Origin of the sequence: Rhodovulum sp. BSW8 (assembly GCF_003314725.1) — a bacterium.
In the GTDB taxonomy this organism is placed as follows: Bacteria; Pseudomonadota; Alphaproteobacteria; order Rhodobacterales; family Rhodobacteraceae; genus Rhodovulum; species Rhodovulum visakhapatnamense.
On the sequence record NZ_QNVX01000036.1, the window covers coordinates 221,194 to 237,561 of the forward strand.

The following is a 16,368-nucleotide window of genomic DNA, read 5'->3' on the forward strand; positions in this document are numbered from 1 at the left end:
GCGGCTGACGAAAACCGGCGGGAAAGACGCATCTTTTCAGGCGCGACCCGCTGCGGCGCGGGGAATCGACACCTGCCGCCCGGCTCTCGCCGTGCAAGCGATTCGGGGGCGAAATGCCGCGTTTCGCCCGGCCGCATCCGGCGCGAACCTGATCGGACCGGGCCGAAACCCGGTGCCGGGTCACCCTCTGCGGGCTGACAAGGGGGTTCGCCCGCGTATCAGAGTCGCAGGCGACGACAAAAGGCTGCCATCCCGTGCGCCGTTGGGTATGGTCCTGCATGGCGGCCAAGGGACGCCGGTATGCCTTTTGCGGGCGGTCCGGCGGGTCTTCTGGCCGATGCGGGAGGCATCAGGGGCTCCCGTCGGAACCCGCAGGAGGACGTCCTGCCGCGGAGGGGGTGGTCCCAGCCGTGGGCAGCGGAACGAAAAAAGGATGAACCATGTCCAATAATTCGCAGAACCTGATCCGGCTGATCGTCGCCGCGCCGGCGCTTGGCATCGCGATCGCCGCCGTCAGCTTCAGCGGCGGCAAGGAACCCACGACCGAGCCCGCGATCGAGACGCCGGTCGCCGAAGCTCCCGCCGCCGAAGCCACCGAAGCGGCAGCGCCCGAAGCCACCGCCGAAGAGGCAGTGACCGAGGAAGCCACCGCAGAAGCGACCGAAGAAGCTGCGGCCGAAGCGCCCGCCGCTGACGTTGCCGAAGCCACCGAAGCTGCCGCCGAACCGGCCGCCGAGGAAGCTGCTGCCGCTGAAGATCCGGCCGCCGAGGAACCCGCCGCTGTCGAAGAGCCGGCCGCCGAAGCGCCCGCCGCCGAAGAGCCGGCCGCCGAAGAGGCTGCCGCTGCCGAGGAACCGGCCGCCGAAGCCCCGGCCGAGGAAGCCCCCGCCGCGGAAGAACCCGCCGCCGAGGCCGAAGCCGTCGAAGCGCCTGCGGTCGACACCCCCGAGGCCGTCGCCTCGGCGCTGACCCTGGCTGACCAGGCGGCTGCTCTTGCTGCCGAATATGCCGATCTCGCCGAGCGTGCCGCCGCGCTGGCTGGCAAGTCCGCGGCCCTGACCGCTGCCGCCGAAGAGCCTGCCGAAGCTGCGGCCGAAGCGCCTGCGACCGTTGAGGAAGCCTTCGACGCCATCGCCGCTGCCGGGGAAGAAGCCGCTGCCGAACCGGCTGCCGAAGAAGCCGCTGCTGCCGAAGAACCCGCCGCCGAAGAACCCGCTGCGGCTGAAGAGCCAGCGGCCGAGGAAGCTCCCGCCGCCGAGGAACCGGCTGCCGCGGAAGAACCGGCTGCCGAGGAGCCCAGCGTCGTCGATCAGACGGCCGAAGCCGCGTCCGACGTGGCCGATAACGCCGAAGCCGCTGCCGAGACCGTCGGGGACGCCGTGGCCGATGCGGTCGATACCGCCGAAGCCGCTGCCGACAGCGCGGGCGAAGCCGTGACCGAAGCCGTGCAGGACACCCGTGAAGCCCTGACCGGCAGCGAAGAGCCCCTGATCGGCGGCGACGCGACCGAGGAAACCGCAGCCGAACCGGCCGCCGAGGCGCCCGCTGCGGAAGAACCGGCTGCTGCCGAACCGGCCGCCGAAGCGCCTGCTGCCGAGGAAGCTGCCGCGACCGAAGAGCCCGCCGCTGCGGAAGAGCCCGCGGCTGACGATGCCGCTGCCGCTGCCGCTGCCGGGGCTGTCGCCGCCGCCGCCGCGATCACCGGCGATGCCGCCAAGGGCGAAAAGGCCTTCATCCAGTGCGCCACCTGCCACAGCGTCGTCAGCCCCTCGGGCGAGATGCTGGCCGGTCGCGGCCTGAAGGTCGGTCCGAACCTCTATGGCATGCCGGGCCGCCATGCGGGCATCGTCGAGGGCTTCCGCTACTCGAAATCTATGACCGCCGCCGGTGAAGCCGGTCTGGTCTGGGACGAGGAACAGGTGTCGGTCTATGCTCAGGACCCGACCGGTTTCCTGCGCGGTTATCTCGACGATCCCAAGGCGCGCGGTCTGATGACCTACAACGCCAAGGACCCGCAAGAGGTCAAGGACATCTACGCCTATATCGCGAAGCTGTCCGAAGAGTGAGGCCGCACCGGGTCTGACGCCCGGCGCCGACCGCGAAAGCCCCGTCCCGGCCGCGCTGCCGGGGCGGGGTTTTCGTTTTCAGTCAGAAGGCTACCGGGTCAGGCCCGCGTAAAGCTGGGGCAGGCGTTCGGGCAGACGCTCGACGTTTTCCAGCACGAGGAAGTTCCGCTGTCCGAAGGTCTGCGCGACATATTGATCGGCGCGGGGGTCGAGCGTCAGGCAGAAGGGAATGACGCCGGTCCTGGCGACCTCCTGCACGGCGGCGCGGGCATCCTGGCGCAGGTATTGCGGGTCGCGTTCGTCGATGTCGGACGGCGCGCCGTCGGTGATCACCAGCATCAGCTTCTTGGCGGCGGCGACCCGGCCCAGATGCGCGCCCGCGTGGCGGATCGCGGCGCCCATGCGGGTCGACAGGCGGCCCTCCATCCCCGCCAGCCGCGCCTTCGGGATCTCGCCCCAGGGCTGGTCGAAATCCTTGTAGCGCGCATAGAAGACGTTGTGCCGCCCGTCCGAGCAGAAGCCGTGCAGCGCGAAGGCGTCGCCCACCTTCGCGATGGCCTCGGCCAGAAGGGCGGTCGCGGTGCGGGTCAGGTCCAGCACCGTCCGCTCCTGCCCCGCCACCGGATCGTTGGTCGATTGCGACAGGTCCAGAAGCGCCATCACCGCGATGTCGCGGGTCTTGCGGACCGACCGCATCATCACCCGCGGGTCGGGTTGCAGCCCCATGCGGATGTCGATCAGGGCCTGGGTCGCGGCGTTCAGGTCGATCTCGTCTCCGTCCTCGAGCTTGCGGATGCGCTGGACGCCCTGCGGCTGCATTGCGTCCAGCAGATGCCGCATCCGCTGGGTGAGCTTGCGGTTTTCGGTCAGGATCGCGTCGATATCGGCCGGATCGCCCAGGCGCGGGCGCTTTTCCAGCACCGTGGCCCAGGCCGGGCGGTGCATCTGGATCTTGTAGTCGAACTCGTCATAGGGGACCGGCGGCGCGGTCGGTTCCTTGCCCTCTTTCTCGTTGAACGAGACACCGTCATCGTCGAACAGCTCGGTCTCGGCGACCCAGATCTCCTGCGCGTCGTCACCGGCGGTTTCGACCTCGACCTCGTTCACCATTTCCGAGACCGAGACATATCTGCGAACCTGCTGGTCGGGGGCCATGCCCTTTTCCCAGTCGACCGACTCCTCGAATTCCCAGATATAGCGGTTGTCGTCGCGATAGGGCGCAGCCTGTCCGTCGCGCCAGGCAGAATAGGGCTCGTTGCGCAGACGATGCGCCAGTTGCAGGCCCAGATCGAAGGATGTCCGTGCGGTGCCCAGATCGGCCCCGGCAAAGGCCGCCCGCGCCCAGTCCGCGATCTCGTCGCCGGTGGCGGCGTCGGGATCCAGCAGCGCCAGCGCGATCCGGCCGAAACGCGCGGTCATCGAGCCATCCTGCGCGGGTCTGTGAAACCTCAGCCACAGGTCGCGCAGACGCGGAAAGCGGGCGATGGCCAGCGCCTCTACGCGGGCATCCTCGATCAGGCCGATAGCGGCACGTTGCAACGCGTTCAGCTCGTCGCCCTTCAAGGGCGCGGTCGTGGCCGCCACATGGGCCGCGGCATGGGCGGCGGCGGCGCGGTAAAGGTCGAGCCCCGGCACGCCCTCCCAGTCGTCATAGGCGTCGGGCAGGTGCAGGAAATAGTCCGCGATATGCGGGCGGATGCCTTCGCGGGCCTCGAAATCGCCGGCCGTCGGGCGCATCAGGAAATCGCGGCCCCAAAGCGCGCGCAGATACATCCCGATCCGGCGGTGGATGTCGACGAACAGCGTGCCCTTGCGTTCGTTTTGCAGGATTGCCTGCGATTCCGCGCTTTCGAGGCCGAAATAGCGGGTCAGCTCCTCGTAATCGGTGCGATGCGCCTCGGCGCCCCAGCTGGCCCAGCGGCGAAGGCCGCCCAGCGTCAGCACGCCCAGAAGCTCTTCGAGATGGTCCAGCATCGGCCGCAGGCCCCGGGGCGCCTGCGCCAGCAACTGGTTCAGCAATTGCAGATAGGCGCGGAACAGATCGGGGTCGGACAGGCGGCGCGAGGCCACGGGGGCGGTCGCCAGCACCCGTTCGATCACCGCGCCCGAGGTGCGCGAAGCAAAGCCCAGACAGGCCTGCGCCAGATCGGGGATGATATCCTCGCCCAGATCGCGGGCGACGGTGGGCACGGTCTCGATCCAGGTGCGGACGATATGGTCGCCGCGCCCCATATGTGACAGCGCCGCGGTGCCCTTCAGCCAGTTGTCGAGCCCGCGCGGGCTGAGCTGGCGCACCGCCTCGGGCCAGACGTCCTCCAGCTTTTCGCGCTGGGGCGCGTCGAGATCGGCCAGGAGCTCTGCATAGTCCTCAAGCGTGGCCATGGCGGTCAGAAATAGGTGGCGACGGCGGCGTCCAGCGCGTCGCGCATGTCGGGATCGTCGGTGATCGGGCGGACCAGCGCCATGCGGCAGGCGGCGGGCGGTTCGATCCCGCGGGCCATCAGGCTTCCCGCATGGATCAGCATCCGGGTGGAAATCCCTTCGTCCAGCCCGTGGCCCTTGAGGTTGCGGGCCCGTTCCGCGATCGAGACCAGCTTGTCGGCATCCCCGGGGTCCGCGCCAGATTCATGCGAGACGATCTCGACCTCGGTCGCATGGTCGGGATAGCTGAAATCGAGCGCGCCGAAGCGCTGCTTGGTGGACTGTTTGAGGTCCTTCATCAGGCTCTGATAGCCGGGGTTGTACGAGATCACGAGGTGGAAGTCCTCGTGCGCGCGCAAGAGTTCCCCTTTCTTTTCAAGGGGCAGGACGCGGCGGTTGTCGGTCAGCGGGTGGATGACGACGGTGGTGTCCTGCCGCGCCTCGACGATCTCGTCGAGATAGCAGATCGCACCATGCCGCGCGGCGAAGGCCAGCGGCCCGTCCTGCCAGCGCGTGCCCTCGGCATCCAGCAGGAACCGGCCCACGATGTCGGACGCGGTCATGTCCTCGTTGCAGGCGACGGTGATCAGCGGCTTGCCCAGCCGCCAGGCCATGTGCTCGACAAAGCGGGTCTTGCCGCAGCCCGTCGGGCCTTTCAGCATCACCGGCATCTTGGCAGCATAGGCGGCCTCGTAAAGCGCCACCTCGTCGGCGACGGGCCGGTAATAGGGTTCTTCCGCGACGCGGTACTGGTCGAGCATATCCGTCATGGTCCGTCCTCCCCCGGGAGTGCGTTCGCAGGTTCGGACCGCGCCCTTCGGGGCACGGTCTTTCGGTCTACGGTCGTGGGTCCGGTCAGACCGGCGTGCCGCGATAGACCACCATGTTGGCGCCCTGGCTCTGGGTGTAGTTGTTGTAGCCGATCAGGCGGACATGGTTGTCTGGGTTCGCCTCGTGGCAGGCTTTCAGCTCGGCCAGGATGGTGTCGACATCGGTTTCCCCGAACATCGGCAGCTTCCACATGTACCAGTAGTTGGACTTGGCGAATTGCGGCTCGGTATGTTCGATGGCCGGGTTCCAGCCATGTTTCACGATCCATTCGACCTGCTTGCGGATCTGCGCGTCGTCCATCTCGGGCAGGTAGGAAAAGGTGCCCATCTTGCGGCTCGCGGGGTCCGACAGCCGCGAGGTGTAGTCCTGAACGTTGCTCATTCTCTCTCTTCCTCCGGGCGCTCAGCGGTGCTGGGTGTCGAGCTTGTCGACGGTGTCGAATTCGAACTTGATCTCTTTCCAGGTCTCCATCGCGACCTTCAGCTCGGGGCTGTGCTTCGCGGCATTGGTCAGGATCTCCTTGCCTTCCTTTTCCAGTTCGCGGCCCTCGTTGCGGGCCTGCACGCAGGCCTCGAGCGCCACCCGGTTCGCCGCGGCGCCAGCCGCGTTGCCCCAGGGGTGGCCAAGCGTCCCGCCGCCGAACTGCAGCACCGAGTCGTTGCCGAAGATCGAGACCAGCGCCGGCATGTGCCAGACATGGATGCCGCCCGAGGCGACCGGGAAGACCCCGGGCATCGCGCCCCAGTCCTGATCGAAGAAGATCCCGCGCGAGCGGTCCTCCTTGATATGGCGGTCGCGCAGAAGGTCGATCCAGCCCAGCGTCGCCTCGCGGTCGCCTTCGAGCTTGCCGACGACAGTGCCCGAATGCAGGTGATCGCCGCCGAGCAACCGCAGCATCTTGGCCAGCACCCGGAAGTTGATGCCGTGATTGGGGTTGCGGTCCATAACCGCGTGCATGGCACGGTGAACGTGCAGCAGCAGGCCGTTGTCCCGGCACCATTTCGACAGCGAGTTATGCGCGGCCCAGCCCAGTGTCAGGTAGTCCGACATGATGATCGGGGTCTTCAGCTCCTTGGCGAATTCGGCGCGCTTGTAGACCTCTTCCATGGTGGGCGCGGTCACGTTCATGTAGTGACCCTTGCGCTCGCCGGTCTCGGCCTCGGCCTTGTCGATGGCCTCCTGGCAGAACAGGAACCGGTCGCGCCAGCGCATGAAGGGCTGGGAATTGACGTTCTCGTCATCCTTGGTGAAGTCCAGCCCGCCCCGCAGGCATTCATAGACCGCGCGGCCATAGTTCTTGGCCGAAAGTCCCAGCTTGGGCTTGATGGTGCAGCCCAGCAGGGGCCGGCCGTACTTGTCCATCTTGTCGCGTTCGACCTGAATGCCGTGGGGCGGGCCGAAGCAGGTGGCGACGAACCACAGCGGGAAGCGCACGTCTTCGAGACGCAGCGAGCGCACCGCCTTGAAGCCGAAGACATTGCCCACGATCGAGGTGAAGACGTTGACGACCGAGCCTTCCTCGAACAGGTCCATCGGATAGGCGATGAAGGCATAGAAGGCCTCGTCGCTGCCCGGCACGTCCTCGATGGCGTAGGCGCGGCCCTTGTAATAGTCGAGATCGGTCAGCAGGTCGGTCCAGACCGTGGTCCAGGTCCCGGTCGAGCTTTCGGCGGCGACGGCGGCCGCGGCCTCTTCGCGCGACACGCCGGGCTGCGGGATCACCTTGAAGACAGCGAGGATGTCGCTGTCCTTCAGCGTGTAGTCGGGTTCCCAATAGGTCGACCGGTATTCCTTGACACCGGCGTCATAGGTCTTGGCCATCTGTCCTCCTCCGCGGTTCATGGCGGGCCGTTTTCGGCTCGGGGGGACTATGGGCGCTTGAATGCCTCTATAAAACTGAATAGTTTTTAGGTTGATAATAGAGAATTACCTAGTATGCGGATCAGCCTGCGGCAATTGTCGGTGTTCCTGTCGGTGGCCCGGCACCAAAGCTATACCCGCGCGGCCGAAGAGCTGAACCTGACCCAGCCGGCGGTCTTCACCCAGGTCAAGCAGCTGGAAGACAGCCTGGGCGTCGCGCTGCTGGACCGGATCGGCAAGCGGATGCAGCCGACCGATGCGGGGCGCGTGGTGGTCGAGGGCGCGCGCGAGACGCTGGATGCGGTCGGCCGGATGGAGATGCGGCTGGCCGACATGCGCGGCCTGCGCGAGGGGCGGCTGACGCTGGCCATCGTCTCGACCGCGCAATATTTCCTGCCGCGCCTGCTGGGCCAGTTCTGCGATGCCAATCCCGGCATCGAGGTGGCGCTGACCGTCACCAACCGGCAGGCGGTGCTGGCCCGGCTTGCCGCCAGCGAGGATGATCTGTGCATCCTCGGCACCCCGCCCGAGGGGCTCGACGTCGTCGCGCGGGCCATTGCCGACAACCCGCTGGTGCTGATCGCGCGGCCCGATCATCCCTTGGCCGCCGAGGTCAACATTCCGCCCGAACGGGTCGCGCGCGAGCCGTTCCTTCTGCGCGAACGCGGGTCGGGCACGCGGCTGACGGTCGAACGGTTCTTCCGGGCGCGGGGGCTGACGCTGCCGATGCGGATGGAGCTGGGGTCGAACGAGGCGATCAAGCAGGCGGTGATCGGCGGCCTGGGCCTCGGCGCCCTGTCGCGCGACACGCTGGCGCTGGAAGGCGCGACCGGGGCGCTGAAGGTGCTGGATGTCGCGGGCTTTCCGCTTTTGCGGCAATGGCAGGTCGCCTATCCGCGCGGCAAGCATCTGTCGGTGGTGGCAGAGGCGTTTCTCGACCATCTGGTCGCCCATGCCCGGCAAGCGGTCGAGGCGGGGCCGGCCATAGCGCGCATTGCGAAAGAGGCCGCACAGGAGTAACCCTTTCGCGAAAGGCCGGGGCGGGGGCCGGCCGCAAGAGAAAGGATGTCAGGGATGATGCAGGTCTTCGCCTTGTATCTTGGCTTTTCGCTGGTGCTGCTGCTGGGCGCCGCCGAGCTTGAACGCCGCGCCATCGTCGCCCGGAGGCTGGGTCCGAACGGCCGGGCGATGCTGATCGCGCTGGTGGTTTCGGCGGTGTCGTCGCTCTTTGTGGTGGTCGCGGCGGGTGTTTCGGGCGGCTGGATCTTCATGCTGCACGTGCTGGGCGGCGCAATCCTCTATCACGCGCTGATGGGCATCTTCCTCGTTCACGGGCTGCAGGAGGTCTCGGCCCGGGTCGCGGGCCACGGCATGTCCTGAACCGGGCCGGGCGCTCGTCAGGCGACCTGTTCGACCTCGGGCAGTTTCAGGGCGGCCATCAGGTCGCGCAGCTCCTGCCGGGCGGCCACGTTCGAGATGTTCAGCGTGGTGACCCCGGTATCCTTGAGATCGAGCAGCGTCAGCCCGTTCGGGAACAGTTCGCGGAAGATCACTCGTTCCGAAAAGCCGGGTGCCACGCGGAACCCGATCCGGCGCGAGAGATTGTCCAGCGCCTTGCCCATCTTGCGCTTGTTGTGCATCTGCTGGGCGCCCAGCCGGTTGCGCAGCACCACCCAGTCGATGGGTTTCAGCCCGGCCTGCGCGCGCATCTGCCGGGCGTTCCAGACCATTTCCGAATAGATCGACGGGCCGAGGATCTTGCCGGTCGCGCCGTCATGGCGCGCCAGCAGGTCGAAGTCGATGAAGCTGTCATTGAGCGGCGTGATCAGGGTGTCGGCCAGCGTATGCGCGACCTGGCTGAGGCGCGTATGCGAGCCGGGACAGTCGATCAGGATGAAGTCCTTTTCGCGTTCCAGCTCGGCGATCGCGGTCGACAGCCGCCGGTCGTGGACGTTTTCGCTTTCGTCCAGGGTCGCCGCGTCGATCTCGGGCAGCTCGCGGAAATCGGGCGAGGGCAGATCGACGCCGGTCTGGGCCAGATAGGCGCTGCGGTTGTCGAAGAAGCGGCCCAGCGAACGCTGCCGCACGTCGAGATCGAGCGCGCCGACCCGGAAGCCCTGGCGCGCCAGCGCCGTCGCCACATGCATCGACACGGTGGATTTTCCCGCGCCGCCCTTCTCATTGCCGACGACGATGATATGCGCCACTGCCAACCTCGCTTTTCTGCCGGTCCCAACCCCCGAAAGACCCGCCCTCACCTTACGGTGAGGGGGCAGGGATTGGAAGCGGCCGCAGGGCCGCTTGCGCCATGTCTTCGTCCGGTCGTCACGCGCCGGTCGGGGCTTTCAGTTCGTCCTGCAACGCCTCGATTTCGGCGATCATCCGGTTCGAGATGTCGCGCAGTTCGACCCCCAGCGCGCGTTCGGCCGTGCCGACCCGCCGGTCGGCCACCAGCCGCAGGATGCGCCCCGCGCAGGCGTGAAATTCGGCATGGCTGCGGGCGATCTCGCGGACATGTCGGGCGCCGCGCGCCGCGGCGGCCAGATCGCCGCCGCCCAGCAGCCGGTCGAGGTCGCAGCCGCCCTGGGCGCTGGCCTCTTCCGGAGAAATTCCGGCCCGGCCGGTCTGCACCGCCTGGCGCAGCCGGCCCCTCAAGAGCAAATGAGACTGGATGGCGGCCTCCAGGGCCTCGGCCGTCGAACGGGAAATGGGGAGGGACATCGGCTGAACCTCATCAATCTGAATAAACTTTTATGTTCGTGAGAGGGCGCCCGGATTGTGGCGCGATTGCGGCGTTCCAAGGGAAAAAGCCGGGAATTTGTCCGAGGAAGGGCGCAAGGACGTCAGAAAGTAGAATAATTTTAAATCAAAACGCGTTACAGCCCAGGGCGTGAAACGAAAACGCCGCCCCGAGGGGCGGCGTTCGGCAATCTTCGAAGGGCTGGGCTCAGAAGCCGAGGCCCTCGTATTTCTTCTTGAACTTCGACACGCGGCCGCCGGTATCCATCAGACGCGAGCTGCCGCCGGTCCAGGCCGGGTGCACGCTGGGGTCGATGTCGAGCGACAGGGTGTCGCCTTCCTTGCCATAGGTCGATTTCATCTGGACCACGGTGCCGTCGGTCAGCTTGACGTCGATGGCATGGTAATCGGGGTGGATGTCCTTGCGCATGGGCCTGTTCCTTATTCCGCGGACTTGGGCTTGTAGTTCGAGACCTCGGCGATCCGGGCCGATTTGCCCCGACGCGAGCGCAGGTAGTAAAGCTTGGCCCGGCGAACGCGGCCGCGGCGGACGACCTCGATCGAGTCGATATTGGTCGAGAAGAGGGGGAACACCCGTTCCACGCCTTCGCCGAAAGAGATCTTGCGCACGGTGAACGAGCCGGCAATGCCCTTGCCGTTCTTGCGCGAGATGCAGACGCCTTCGTAGTTCTGCACACGGGTGCGGGTGCCCTCGGTCACCTTGTAGCCCACCCGGATGGTGTCGCCCGGCTTGAAGTCGGGAATGGTCTTGCCGAGCGCGGCGATCTGCTCGGCCTCCAGTTGCGCGATCAGGTCCATCGCATGTCTCCGGTTTCGCTCGCGGTTCTGGTCCGCGAAGTTTTCTTGCCGCCTCAGAGCTCTGTGCCTTCGTCCGGGTCCGCCTTCGTCCCATTCGGGGGCGCCCGCCAGAGTTTCAGGTTGCGTTTCCTGTTCGATGGTCCTTTCCCCGGCCCGGGCCGTGCCGAAGAAGCACGAGGCCAAAAAGAAAGTGCCCGGCCGACTCGCGAAAGCCCCGGACGGGCGGTGTATAGACAAGGCGGGGACTGCAATCAAGCCGTTTGGCGCCTTGTTCTGAAGGCGCAAGCGGTCTAGTCGGGCTTCCGGCGATAGGCCGCCCAAAGGTCGGGGCGCCGGGACTCGGTCAGCCGCTCGGCCATGTCGCGGCGCCAGCGCTCGACCGCGCCGTGATTGCCCGACAGCAGCACCTCGGGAATGGCCCGGCCGCGCCATTCCGCGGGGCGGGTGTATTGCGGATGTTCCAGCAGCCCGGCCGAGTGGCTTTCCTCTTCGGTCGAGGCGGCATTGCCCAGCACGCCCGGCAAAAGCCGCACGGTCGCGTCGATCAGCGCCTCGGCCGCGATCTCGCCCCCCGTGAGGACGAAATCGCCCAGCGAGACCTCCTCGACCGCGTATTCCTCCAGCACCCGCTCGTCGACGCCCTCGAACCGGCCGCAAAGAAGGGTCAGCCCCTCGGCCGCGGCGAAGCGGCGGGCCGTGGCCTGCGTGAACGGCGCGCCCCGGGGCGAGAGATAGACGACCGGCCAGCGGGCGCGGTCGGGCGGCGTGCCGATGGCCGCCTGATCGAGCGCCTTCGCCACCACGTCGGCGCGCAGCACCATCCCGGCCCCGCCGCCCGCGGGCGTGTCGTCGACATTGCGATGCCTGCCCTCGCCGAAGGGGCGCAGGTCGATGGGTTCGAGCGCCCAGAGCCCCTGATCGAGCGCCTTGCCGGTCAGCGACAGGCCGAGAATGCCGGGAAAGGCTTCGGGGAACAGCGTGATGACGCGCGCGGTCCAGGCGCCCCTCAGGCGCGGACGTTCGGCCATCAGGTCGCGGGGCTTGAGGCTGGCCGACACCGACAGCCGCCCATGGGATCTGGCATTCTCCGTCATGGGCGGGTCTCTAGCGGGTTTTCAGAGGCGGCGGAAGGCTCAGCCTTTGACGCCGGGCTTCATGCCCATGGCCAGCGCACCGGCGCAGCCGACGCCCGAGACGATCAGCGGCACCAGAAGGGGCAGCGCGAGGATGCTGCCGCCGAAGGGCCAGGCCAGGCCGAGGCCGATCAGGAAGGCGAGGTTCGCCCAGATCACCTGGTTGACGACGATCATCGGCAGCGCCTTGGTCAGGGTCTTGCCCTCGGCGGTGCGTTTGGCCTTGGCGGCCGGGTCGAAGACGGTCGCGACGACCGCGAAGGCGGCGATCACGAGGATGACCCAGGCATCGATCCCGGCAGTGCCGCCGAGAAAGGCGCCGAACAGGATCACGGCGTAGAAGATCTGGGGCAGGTTCATGGGCTTGACGCTCCTTGTGGTCGGATATGGGGCGCGGGCAGGGGAACACCCGATCGGGCGGAACCGCAATGAGGCGCCCCGCCGCAATTCGCGCGGCGCCCGCAGGTCATCGCCTCAGGTCTCGAAAAGCCCGTCGGGCGGGTCGATGACCATCCGCCCGGCCTCAAGATCGACGGTGGGCACGATGGCGTTGGTGAAGGGCACCAGAACGGCGGCCTTGAGGCCCGGGCCGCGCACCTCGATCAGGTCGCCCGCGCCATGGTCGAAGACCGCATGGACAGTGCCCAGCACCTTGCCGCCCGGATCGACCACGGTCAGCCCGATCAGGTCGGCATGATAGAATTCGTCGTCGGGCAGCGAGGGCAGCCGGTCGCGGTCGGCGTAAAGCCGCAGGCCCTTCAGCGCATCGGCCTCTTCCTTGGTGACGACACCCGAAAGGCGGGCGGCGAAGCCCTCCTTGACCGCGCGGGTGATCTCCAGATCGAAGCTTCGCGCGCCGTCCTCGGAATAGAGCGGCGCGTAATCGGCAATGGCGGCGGGATCGGCGCAGAAGCTTTTCAGCCGCACCTCGCCCCGGACCCCGAAGGACCCGGAGACCGCCCCGACGCAGACCCTGTCGGTCATGTCCTAACGCTCCTCGACGATCAGGCCGGCGGCACGGCTTTCCCAGCCGACCTCTTCCAGTTCGGGGCTGTCGCGTTCGACCTCGGGCCAGCCGAGGCAGAGATAGGCGACGAGGCTCCAGCCCTCGGGCGCGCCCAGATCGCGGGCCAGCCGGTCGGGGTCAAGCACCGACACCCAGCCAAGCCCCAGCCCCTCGGCCCGGACGGCAAGCCAGAACATCGAGATGGCCGCGACCACCGAATAGCGCCGCATCTCGGGCATGGTGGCGGCGCCAAGGCCTGCGCCCTGCGCGGTTTCCTCGTCGCAGAAGACCGCAAGCTGCACCGGCGCGCGGTCCATGCCCGACAGTTTCAGCCGCGGGTAAAGCGCGGCCTTCTCGCCCTTATAGCCCTTGAGGGCCGCGGCATTGGCGTCCTCGAAATTGGCCCGCGCGGCGGCGCGGGCGGCCGGGCTTTCGACCCGGATCAGCCGCCAGGGTTCCGACAGGCCCACAGAGGGGGCCAGCCGGAACGCCGAAAGGCAGCGGTCGAGCAGCTCGGGCGCGACCGGATCGGTGCGGAAATGGCGCACGTCGCGCCGCCACCGCATCAGCTCGAAAAGCTCGTCGCGGAAGGCGGGCGCGAACCGGTCGGCCCGGGCTGTCTCGGAGGCCATGACTTATTCGGCCTCGGCGGCGGCAGCGGCCTTGGCGGCCTTCTCTTCGGCGCGTTTCTTCGCCTTGTCGCCGGGCTCGGCCTTCTTGGGGTTGCTGCGTTCGGTCTTGGCCAGCACGCCCGCGGCTTCCAGCATCCGGGCGACACGGTCGGTCGGCTGGGCGCCCTGGCCGAGCCAGTACTGGGCGCGCTCGGTATCCATCTTCACGCGCTCTTCGCTGTCCTTGGCCAGCAGCGGGTTGTAGACGCCCAGCTTCTCGATGAAGCGGCCGTCCCGCGGCATGCGGCTGTCGGTGACGACGATGCGGTAGAAGGGACGCTTTTTCGAGCCGCCGCGGGCGAGACGAAGTTTCAGAGCCATGTCAGTTTCTCCTGTTCGTTGGCTTGGGGGGCAGGGGTCTGCCTATTTCTGGTGTTCGAAGTGGTGACGGATCACTTCCTGAATGATGAAGTTCAGGAATTTCTTGGCGAATTCCGGGTCGAGATCGGCCTGGTGGGCCAGATCCTCGAGCCGCGCGATCTGCTGGTCCTCGCGCGCCGGGTCCGAGGGCGGCAGCCCGTGCGCGGCCTTCAGCCGGCCGACCGCCTGGGTGTGCTTGAACCGCTCGCCCAGGGTGTAGACGAGGATGGCGTCAAGCCGGTCGATGCTGGCGCGGTGCTCCTTCAGAAGCTCGGCGGCGCGGCGGACGTCGTCAGTCAAGGGGCACTCCTTTCGGCTTGCACGAGGGGTCGATATGGTCGGCCAGTTCGGCCGCGATCCGGGCGGCAAGGGGCGCCGCCGCCAGCGCCGCGGGGCTGGGATGGCGATAGACGATGTCATGGCTGTCGACGGTGCGGGCGTCTGCGTCGAGCGTCGCGCCAAGCCGTTCGCACAGCCGGACCGAACTGGCGTTCTTCGGATCGACATAGGTGACGGCGGTGGTCCAGCCGAGCCGGTCGTAGCACCAGCCGCGCACGGCATGGACGGCCTCGAGCGCGATGCCCCGGCCCTCGACCCGCGGCCAGATCACCCAGGCGATCTCGCGCTCGGGCCAGCCCTTGGGATACCAGCCGCCCGCCATGCCCAGCGTCGCGTCGGTCTCGCGGTCGTGGATCATCCACATGCCGAAGCCGTGGATCTGCCAATGCCCGATCTCGGCGGCATACAGCATCCAGGATTCGTATTCGCTGAGCGGCCCGCCCATGAAGCGCGCGCGGTAGCTGGTGAAGGTCGCCTCGAAATTCGGATAGTCCTCGGGGGCGGGGCCCTTCAGCACCAGCCGCTCGGTTTCCAGGACGGGAATCGCGGAATGGGCCATCAACGACACGCCTCCGGAGCCGGATGGCGGTAGACGCCGATGCTGCCATAGGTTTCGTGGGTGACCTCGCCCTCATAGACCGCGCCCAGCCGTTCGGCGACCCGGGCCGAGGCAATGTTGGCGCGGTTGACCAGGCTGATCGCCGTGGGCCAGCCGAGCGCGCCGTAGGCATGGCTGCGGGCGGCGCGGGCGGCCTCGGTGGCATAGCCCTTGCCCTCGAACCCCTCGAAGAGATCCCAGGCGACCTCGGGCTCGGGCCAGCCCTCGGGATTCCAGAGCCCGACCATGCCGACGGTGTGGCCGGTTCCGCGCTCGGTCACGATCCAGCGCCCGTAGCCGCGCAGCGCCCAGTGGCCGATTTCGGTGGCAAGCTGGCGCCAGGCGCCCTCGGGGCTTTTCGGGCCCCCGACAAAGCCCGACCGGTCCGAGGCATAGAAGGCGCGGAGCACCGGAAAGTCGCGCGGTTCGGGACCGCGCAGCGTGAGCCGCGCCGTGGTCAGCGCGGGAACGACGGGCAGAAAGGTCATGCGGCGGCCTCCGGTCCGGGATGGCGGTAGACCACGCAATCCTCGTCGAAAGGATAGGGCACCGACGGATCGAGGCGGCAGCCCAGCCGTTCGGCCAGCGCCCGCGAGCGGTCGTTCCGGGCGTCGATATAGCTGATCGCGGTGGTCCAGCCGAGCGTGTCATAGGCAAAGCGGCGGCAGGCCAGCGCGGCCTCGCGCGCCAGGCCCTGACCCTCGGCCTCGGGATAGAGGATCCAGCCCAGTTCCGGTTCCGCCCAGCCTTCGGGGAAATGCGGCCCGATCACGCCGATGGCGGCGTCCGAGCCCTTCCGGGTGACGGTGAACATGCCATAGCCATGCAGCGCCCAATGGCCCCAGCGCGAGGCGAATTTCGTCCAGGCGTCGCGCCGCGAGAACGGCCCGCCGATATAGCGTGCGCGTTCGGACCCGGCGAAGGCGGCATGGGCCTCCCAGTCGGCCGCCCTGGGGCCGCGCAGGATCAGACGCTCGGTCTCGATCTCGGGGCAGTCGATCGTGATCTTCATGCCGCTGCCTCCGGGCGCGGGTGACGATAGACCAGATCGCCCGGATCGGGCCGGGCGGCGGTCGCGTCGGGTCTTGCGCAAAGCCGTTCGGCCAGCGCGACCGAGCGGCGGTTTTCGGGCGAGATGTAGCTGACCAGCGTGTCGAAGCCGAGCGCGCCGAAAGCATGGTCGCGGGCAGCCTCTGCGGCCTCGGTGGCATAACCCCGGCCCTCATGGCCGTCGAAGACCAGCCAGCCCAGTTCGCGCTCGGGGAAGTGGTCGGGCTTGTTCAGCGCCACCTGTCCCACCGCCACGCCATCCTCGCGGCGCTCGACGCCCCAGGCGCCGAAGCCCATCAGCGACCATTGCCCGACATCGGCGGCAAAGACCTGCCAGGCCTGTCGGCGCGACAGCGGCCCGCCCATGAAGCGCGCGCGTTCCGAGGCGAACAGTGCCGCATAGGGGCCGAAATCCTCGACCCGGTGCGGGCGCAGGCGAAGCCGCGCGGTGTCTATGATGGGTGCTGCGGTCACG

The 16,368-nt window shown here is 67.9% G+C and carries 21 protein-coding genes; 3 read left to right on the plus strand and 18 right to left on the minus strand.

Translation table 11 applies throughout. The features are described 5' to 3' along the window. Window positions 1-440 precede the first annotated feature (440 nt). Window positions 441-2,066: a cytochrome c family protein gene (locus tag DSD19_RS22415; protein WP_243628037.1), complete on the plus strand. Its 1,626-nt coding sequence runs from the start codon at window positions 441-443 to the stop codon at window positions 2,064-2,066. A 90-nt stretch (window positions 2,067-2,156) separates the two neighbouring features. Here the strand turns inward: DSD19_RS22415 and DSD19_RS15205 are convergent, their stop codons facing one another. From DSD19_RS15205 to DSD19_RS15220, 4 genes are all read right to left on the minus strand, one after another. Next, window positions 2,157-4,448 carry a nitric oxide reductase activation protein NorD gene (locus DSD19_RS15205; protein WP_113670197.1) on the minus strand — a complete coding sequence of 764 codons (2,292 nt, stop codon included), beginning with the start codon at window positions 4,446-4,448 and terminating at the stop codon, window positions 2,157-2,159. A gap of 5 nt (window positions 4,449-4,453) precedes the next feature. Continuing rightward, on the minus strand, window positions 4,454-5,257 hold the full coding sequence (locus tag DSD19_RS15210) for a CbbQ/NirQ/NorQ/GpvN family protein (protein ID WP_075784762.1): 804 nt from the start codon (window positions 5,255-5,257) through the stop codon (window positions 4,454-4,456). Between the two features lie 85 nt (window positions 5,258-5,342). After that, window positions 5,343-5,699 (minus strand): ribulose bisphosphate carboxylase small subunit, encoded by a 357-nt coding sequence (locus tag DSD19_RS15215; protein WP_075784763.1) that lies wholly within the window; start codon window positions 5,697-5,699, stop codon window positions 5,343-5,345. A 21-nt stretch (window positions 5,700-5,720) separates the two neighbouring features. After that, a complete protein-coding gene (locus DSD19_RS15220) occupies window positions 5,721-7,139 on the minus strand; it encodes a form I ribulose bisphosphate carboxylase large subunit (RefSeq protein WP_075784764.1) in 1,419 nt (472 codons plus the stop codon). A 114-nt stretch (window positions 7,140-7,253) separates the two neighbouring features. On the opposite strand from DSD19_RS15220, the gene DSD19_RS15225 reads away from it, so the two are divergent. Then, window positions 7,254-8,198 carry a LysR family transcriptional regulator gene (locus DSD19_RS15225; RefSeq protein WP_113670198.1) on the plus strand — a complete coding sequence of 315 codons (945 nt, stop codon included), beginning with the start codon at window positions 7,254-7,256 and terminating at the stop codon, window positions 8,196-8,198. Window positions 8,199-8,252: 54 nt separating this feature from the next. Further along, on the plus strand, window positions 8,253-8,558 hold the full coding sequence (locus tag DSD19_RS15230) for a hypothetical protein (RefSeq protein ID WP_075784766.1): 306 nt from the start codon (window positions 8,253-8,255) through the stop codon (window positions 8,556-8,558). A gap of 17 nt (window positions 8,559-8,575) precedes the next feature. On the opposite strand, the gene DSD19_RS15235 is transcribed toward DSD19_RS15230, so the two are convergent. The 14 genes from DSD19_RS15235 to DSD19_RS15300 form a co-directional block, all read right to left on the minus strand. Continuing rightward, on the minus strand, window positions 8,576-9,385 hold the full coding sequence (locus tag DSD19_RS15235; RefSeq protein WP_075784767.1) for a division plane positioning ATPase MipZ: 810 nt from the start codon (window positions 9,383-9,385) through the stop codon (window positions 8,576-8,578). A 118-nt stretch (window positions 9,386-9,503) separates the two neighbouring features. Further along, window positions 9,504-9,899 (minus strand): CZB domain-containing protein, encoded by a 396-nt coding sequence (locus tag DSD19_RS15240; RefSeq protein ID WP_075784768.1) that lies wholly within the window; start codon window positions 9,897-9,899, stop codon window positions 9,504-9,506. A 226-nt stretch (window positions 9,900-10,125) separates the two neighbouring features. Further along, window positions 10,126-10,347, minus strand: coding sequence for a 50S ribosomal protein L31 (gene rpmE, locus DSD19_RS15245; protein ID WP_075784769.1), 222 nt, complete (start codon window positions 10,345-10,347; stop codon window positions 10,126-10,128). 11 nt (window positions 10,348-10,358) lie between these two features. Next, window positions 10,359-10,736 (minus strand): 50S ribosomal protein L19, encoded by a 378-nt coding sequence (gene rplS, locus DSD19_RS15250; protein ID WP_075784770.1) that lies wholly within the window; start codon window positions 10,734-10,736, stop codon window positions 10,359-10,361. Window positions 10,737-11,026: 290 nt separating this feature from the next. After that, complete coding sequence (gene trmD, locus DSD19_RS15255; protein ID WP_113670199.1) at window positions 11,027-11,830, minus strand: tRNA (guanosine(37)-N1)-methyltransferase TrmD; 804 nt, start codon at window positions 11,828-11,830, stop codon at window positions 11,027-11,029. A 39-nt stretch (window positions 11,831-11,869) separates the two neighbouring features. After that, complete coding sequence (locus DSD19_RS15260) at window positions 11,870-12,229, minus strand: hypothetical protein (protein WP_113670200.1); 360 nt, start codon at window positions 12,227-12,229, stop codon at window positions 11,870-11,872. Between the two features lie 114 nt (window positions 12,230-12,343). Continuing rightward, the gene (rimM, locus tag DSD19_RS15265; RefSeq protein ID WP_113670201.1) at window positions 12,344-12,853 is read right to left on the minus strand and encodes a ribosome maturation factor RimM; all 510 of its coding nucleotides are present in this window, start codon (window positions 12,851-12,853) and stop codon (window positions 12,344-12,346) included. 3 nt (window positions 12,854-12,856) lie between these two features. After that, window positions 12,857-13,507 carry a 5,6-dimethylbenzimidazole synthase gene (bluB, locus tag DSD19_RS15270; RefSeq protein ID WP_113670202.1) on the minus strand — a complete coding sequence of 217 codons (651 nt, stop codon included), beginning with the start codon at window positions 13,505-13,507 and terminating at the stop codon, window positions 12,857-12,859. A gap of 3 nt (window positions 13,508-13,510) precedes the next feature. Then, window positions 13,511-13,867 carry a 30S ribosomal protein S16 gene (rpsP, locus tag DSD19_RS15275; RefSeq protein ID WP_075784775.1) on the minus strand — a complete coding sequence of 119 codons (357 nt, stop codon included), beginning with the start codon at window positions 13,865-13,867 and terminating at the stop codon, window positions 13,511-13,513. Between the two features lie 42 nt (window positions 13,868-13,909). Beyond that, the gene (locus tag DSD19_RS15280) at window positions 13,910-14,206 is read right to left on the minus strand and encodes a chorismate mutase (protein ID WP_075784776.1); all 297 of its coding nucleotides are present in this window, start codon (window positions 14,204-14,206) and stop codon (window positions 13,910-13,912) included. Then, a complete protein-coding gene (locus DSD19_RS15285; RefSeq protein WP_113670203.1) occupies window positions 14,199-14,804 on the minus strand; it encodes a GNAT family N-acetyltransferase in 606 nt (201 codons plus the stop codon). Before DSD19_RS15285 ends, DSD19_RS15280 begins: the two co-directional genes overlap by 8 nt. Next, window positions 14,804-15,331, minus strand: coding sequence for a GNAT family N-acetyltransferase (locus DSD19_RS15290; protein WP_075784778.1), 528 nt, complete (start codon window positions 15,329-15,331; stop codon window positions 14,804-14,806). Before DSD19_RS15290 ends, DSD19_RS15285 begins: the two co-directional genes overlap by 1 nt. Then, window positions 15,328-15,855 carry a GNAT family N-acetyltransferase gene (locus tag DSD19_RS15295; RefSeq protein WP_113670204.1) on the minus strand — a complete coding sequence of 176 codons (528 nt, stop codon included), beginning with the start codon at window positions 15,853-15,855 and terminating at the stop codon, window positions 15,328-15,330. The genes DSD19_RS15290 and DSD19_RS15295 overlap by 4 nt, the downstream gene beginning before the upstream one ends. Next, window positions 15,852-16,367, minus strand: coding sequence for a GNAT family N-acetyltransferase (locus DSD19_RS15300; RefSeq protein WP_075784780.1), 516 nt, complete (start codon window positions 16,365-16,367; stop codon window positions 15,852-15,854). The genes DSD19_RS15295 and DSD19_RS15300 overlap by 4 nt, the downstream gene beginning before the upstream one ends. Window position 16,368 lies beyond the last annotated feature (1 nt).

Bases quoted from the DNA above. Each gene is read 5' to 3' on its own strand.
- DSD19_RS22415 (WP_243628037.1), top strand. From the start codon at position 441: ATGTCCAATAATTCGCAGAACCTGATCCGGCTGATCGTCGCCGCGCCG.
- DSD19_RS15205 (WP_113670197.1), bottom strand. From the start codon at position 4,448: ATGGCCACGCTTGAGGACTATGCAGAGCTCCTGGCCGATCTCGACGCG.
- DSD19_RS15210 (WP_075784762.1), bottom strand. From the start codon at position 5,257: ATGACGGATATGCTCGACCAGTACCGCGTCGCGGAAGAACCCTATTAC.
- DSD19_RS15215 (WP_075784763.1), bottom strand. From the start codon at position 5,699: ATGAGCAACGTTCAGGACTACACCTCGCGGCTGTCGGACCCCGCGAGC.
- DSD19_RS15220 (WP_075784764.1), bottom strand. From the start codon at position 7,139: ATGGCCAAGACCTATGACGCCGGTGTCAAGGAATACCGGTCGACCTAT.
- DSD19_RS15225 (WP_113670198.1), top strand. From the start codon at position 7,254: ATGCGGATCAGCCTGCGGCAATTGTCGGTGTTCCTGTCGGTGGCCCGG.
- DSD19_RS15230 (WP_075784766.1), top strand. From the start codon at position 8,253: ATGATGCAGGTCTTCGCCTTGTATCTTGGCTTTTCGCTGGTGCTGCTG.
- DSD19_RS15240 (WP_075784768.1), bottom strand. From the start codon at position 9,899: ATGTCCCTCCCCATTTCCCGTTCGACGGCCGAGGCCCTGGAGGCCGCC.
- rpmE (WP_075784769.1), bottom strand. From the start codon at position 10,347: ATGCGCAAGGACATCCACCCCGATTACCATGCCATCGACGTCAAGCTG.
- rplS (WP_075784770.1), bottom strand. From the start codon at position 10,736: ATGGACCTGATCGCGCAACTGGAGGCCGAGCAGATCGCCGCGCTCGGC.
- trmD (WP_113670199.1), bottom strand. From the start codon at position 11,830: ATGACGGAGAATGCCAGATCCCATGGGCGGCTGTCGGTGTCGGCCAGC.
- DSD19_RS15260 (WP_113670200.1), bottom strand. From the start codon at position 12,229: ATGAACCTGCCCCAGATCTTCTACGCCGTGATCCTGTTCGGCGCCTTT.
- rimM (WP_113670201.1), bottom strand. From the start codon at position 12,853: ATGACCGACAGGGTCTGCGTCGGGGCGGTCTCCGGGTCCTTCGGGGTC.
- bluB (WP_113670202.1), bottom strand. From the start codon at position 13,507: ATGGCCTCCGAGACAGCCCGGGCCGACCGGTTCGCGCCCGCCTTCCGC.
- rpsP (WP_075784775.1), bottom strand. From the start codon at position 13,867: ATGGCTCTGAAACTTCGTCTCGCCCGCGGCGGCTCGAAAAAGCGTCCC.
- DSD19_RS15285 (WP_113670203.1), bottom strand. From the start codon at position 14,804: ATGGCCCATTCCGCGATTCCCGTCCTGGAAACCGAGCGGCTGGTGCTG.
- DSD19_RS15290 (WP_075784778.1), bottom strand. From the start codon at position 15,331: ATGACCTTTCTGCCCGTCGTTCCCGCGCTGACCACGGCGCGGCTCACG.
- DSD19_RS15295 (WP_113670204.1), bottom strand. From the start codon at position 15,855: ATGAAGATCACGATCGACTGCCCCGAGATCGAGACCGAGCGTCTGATC.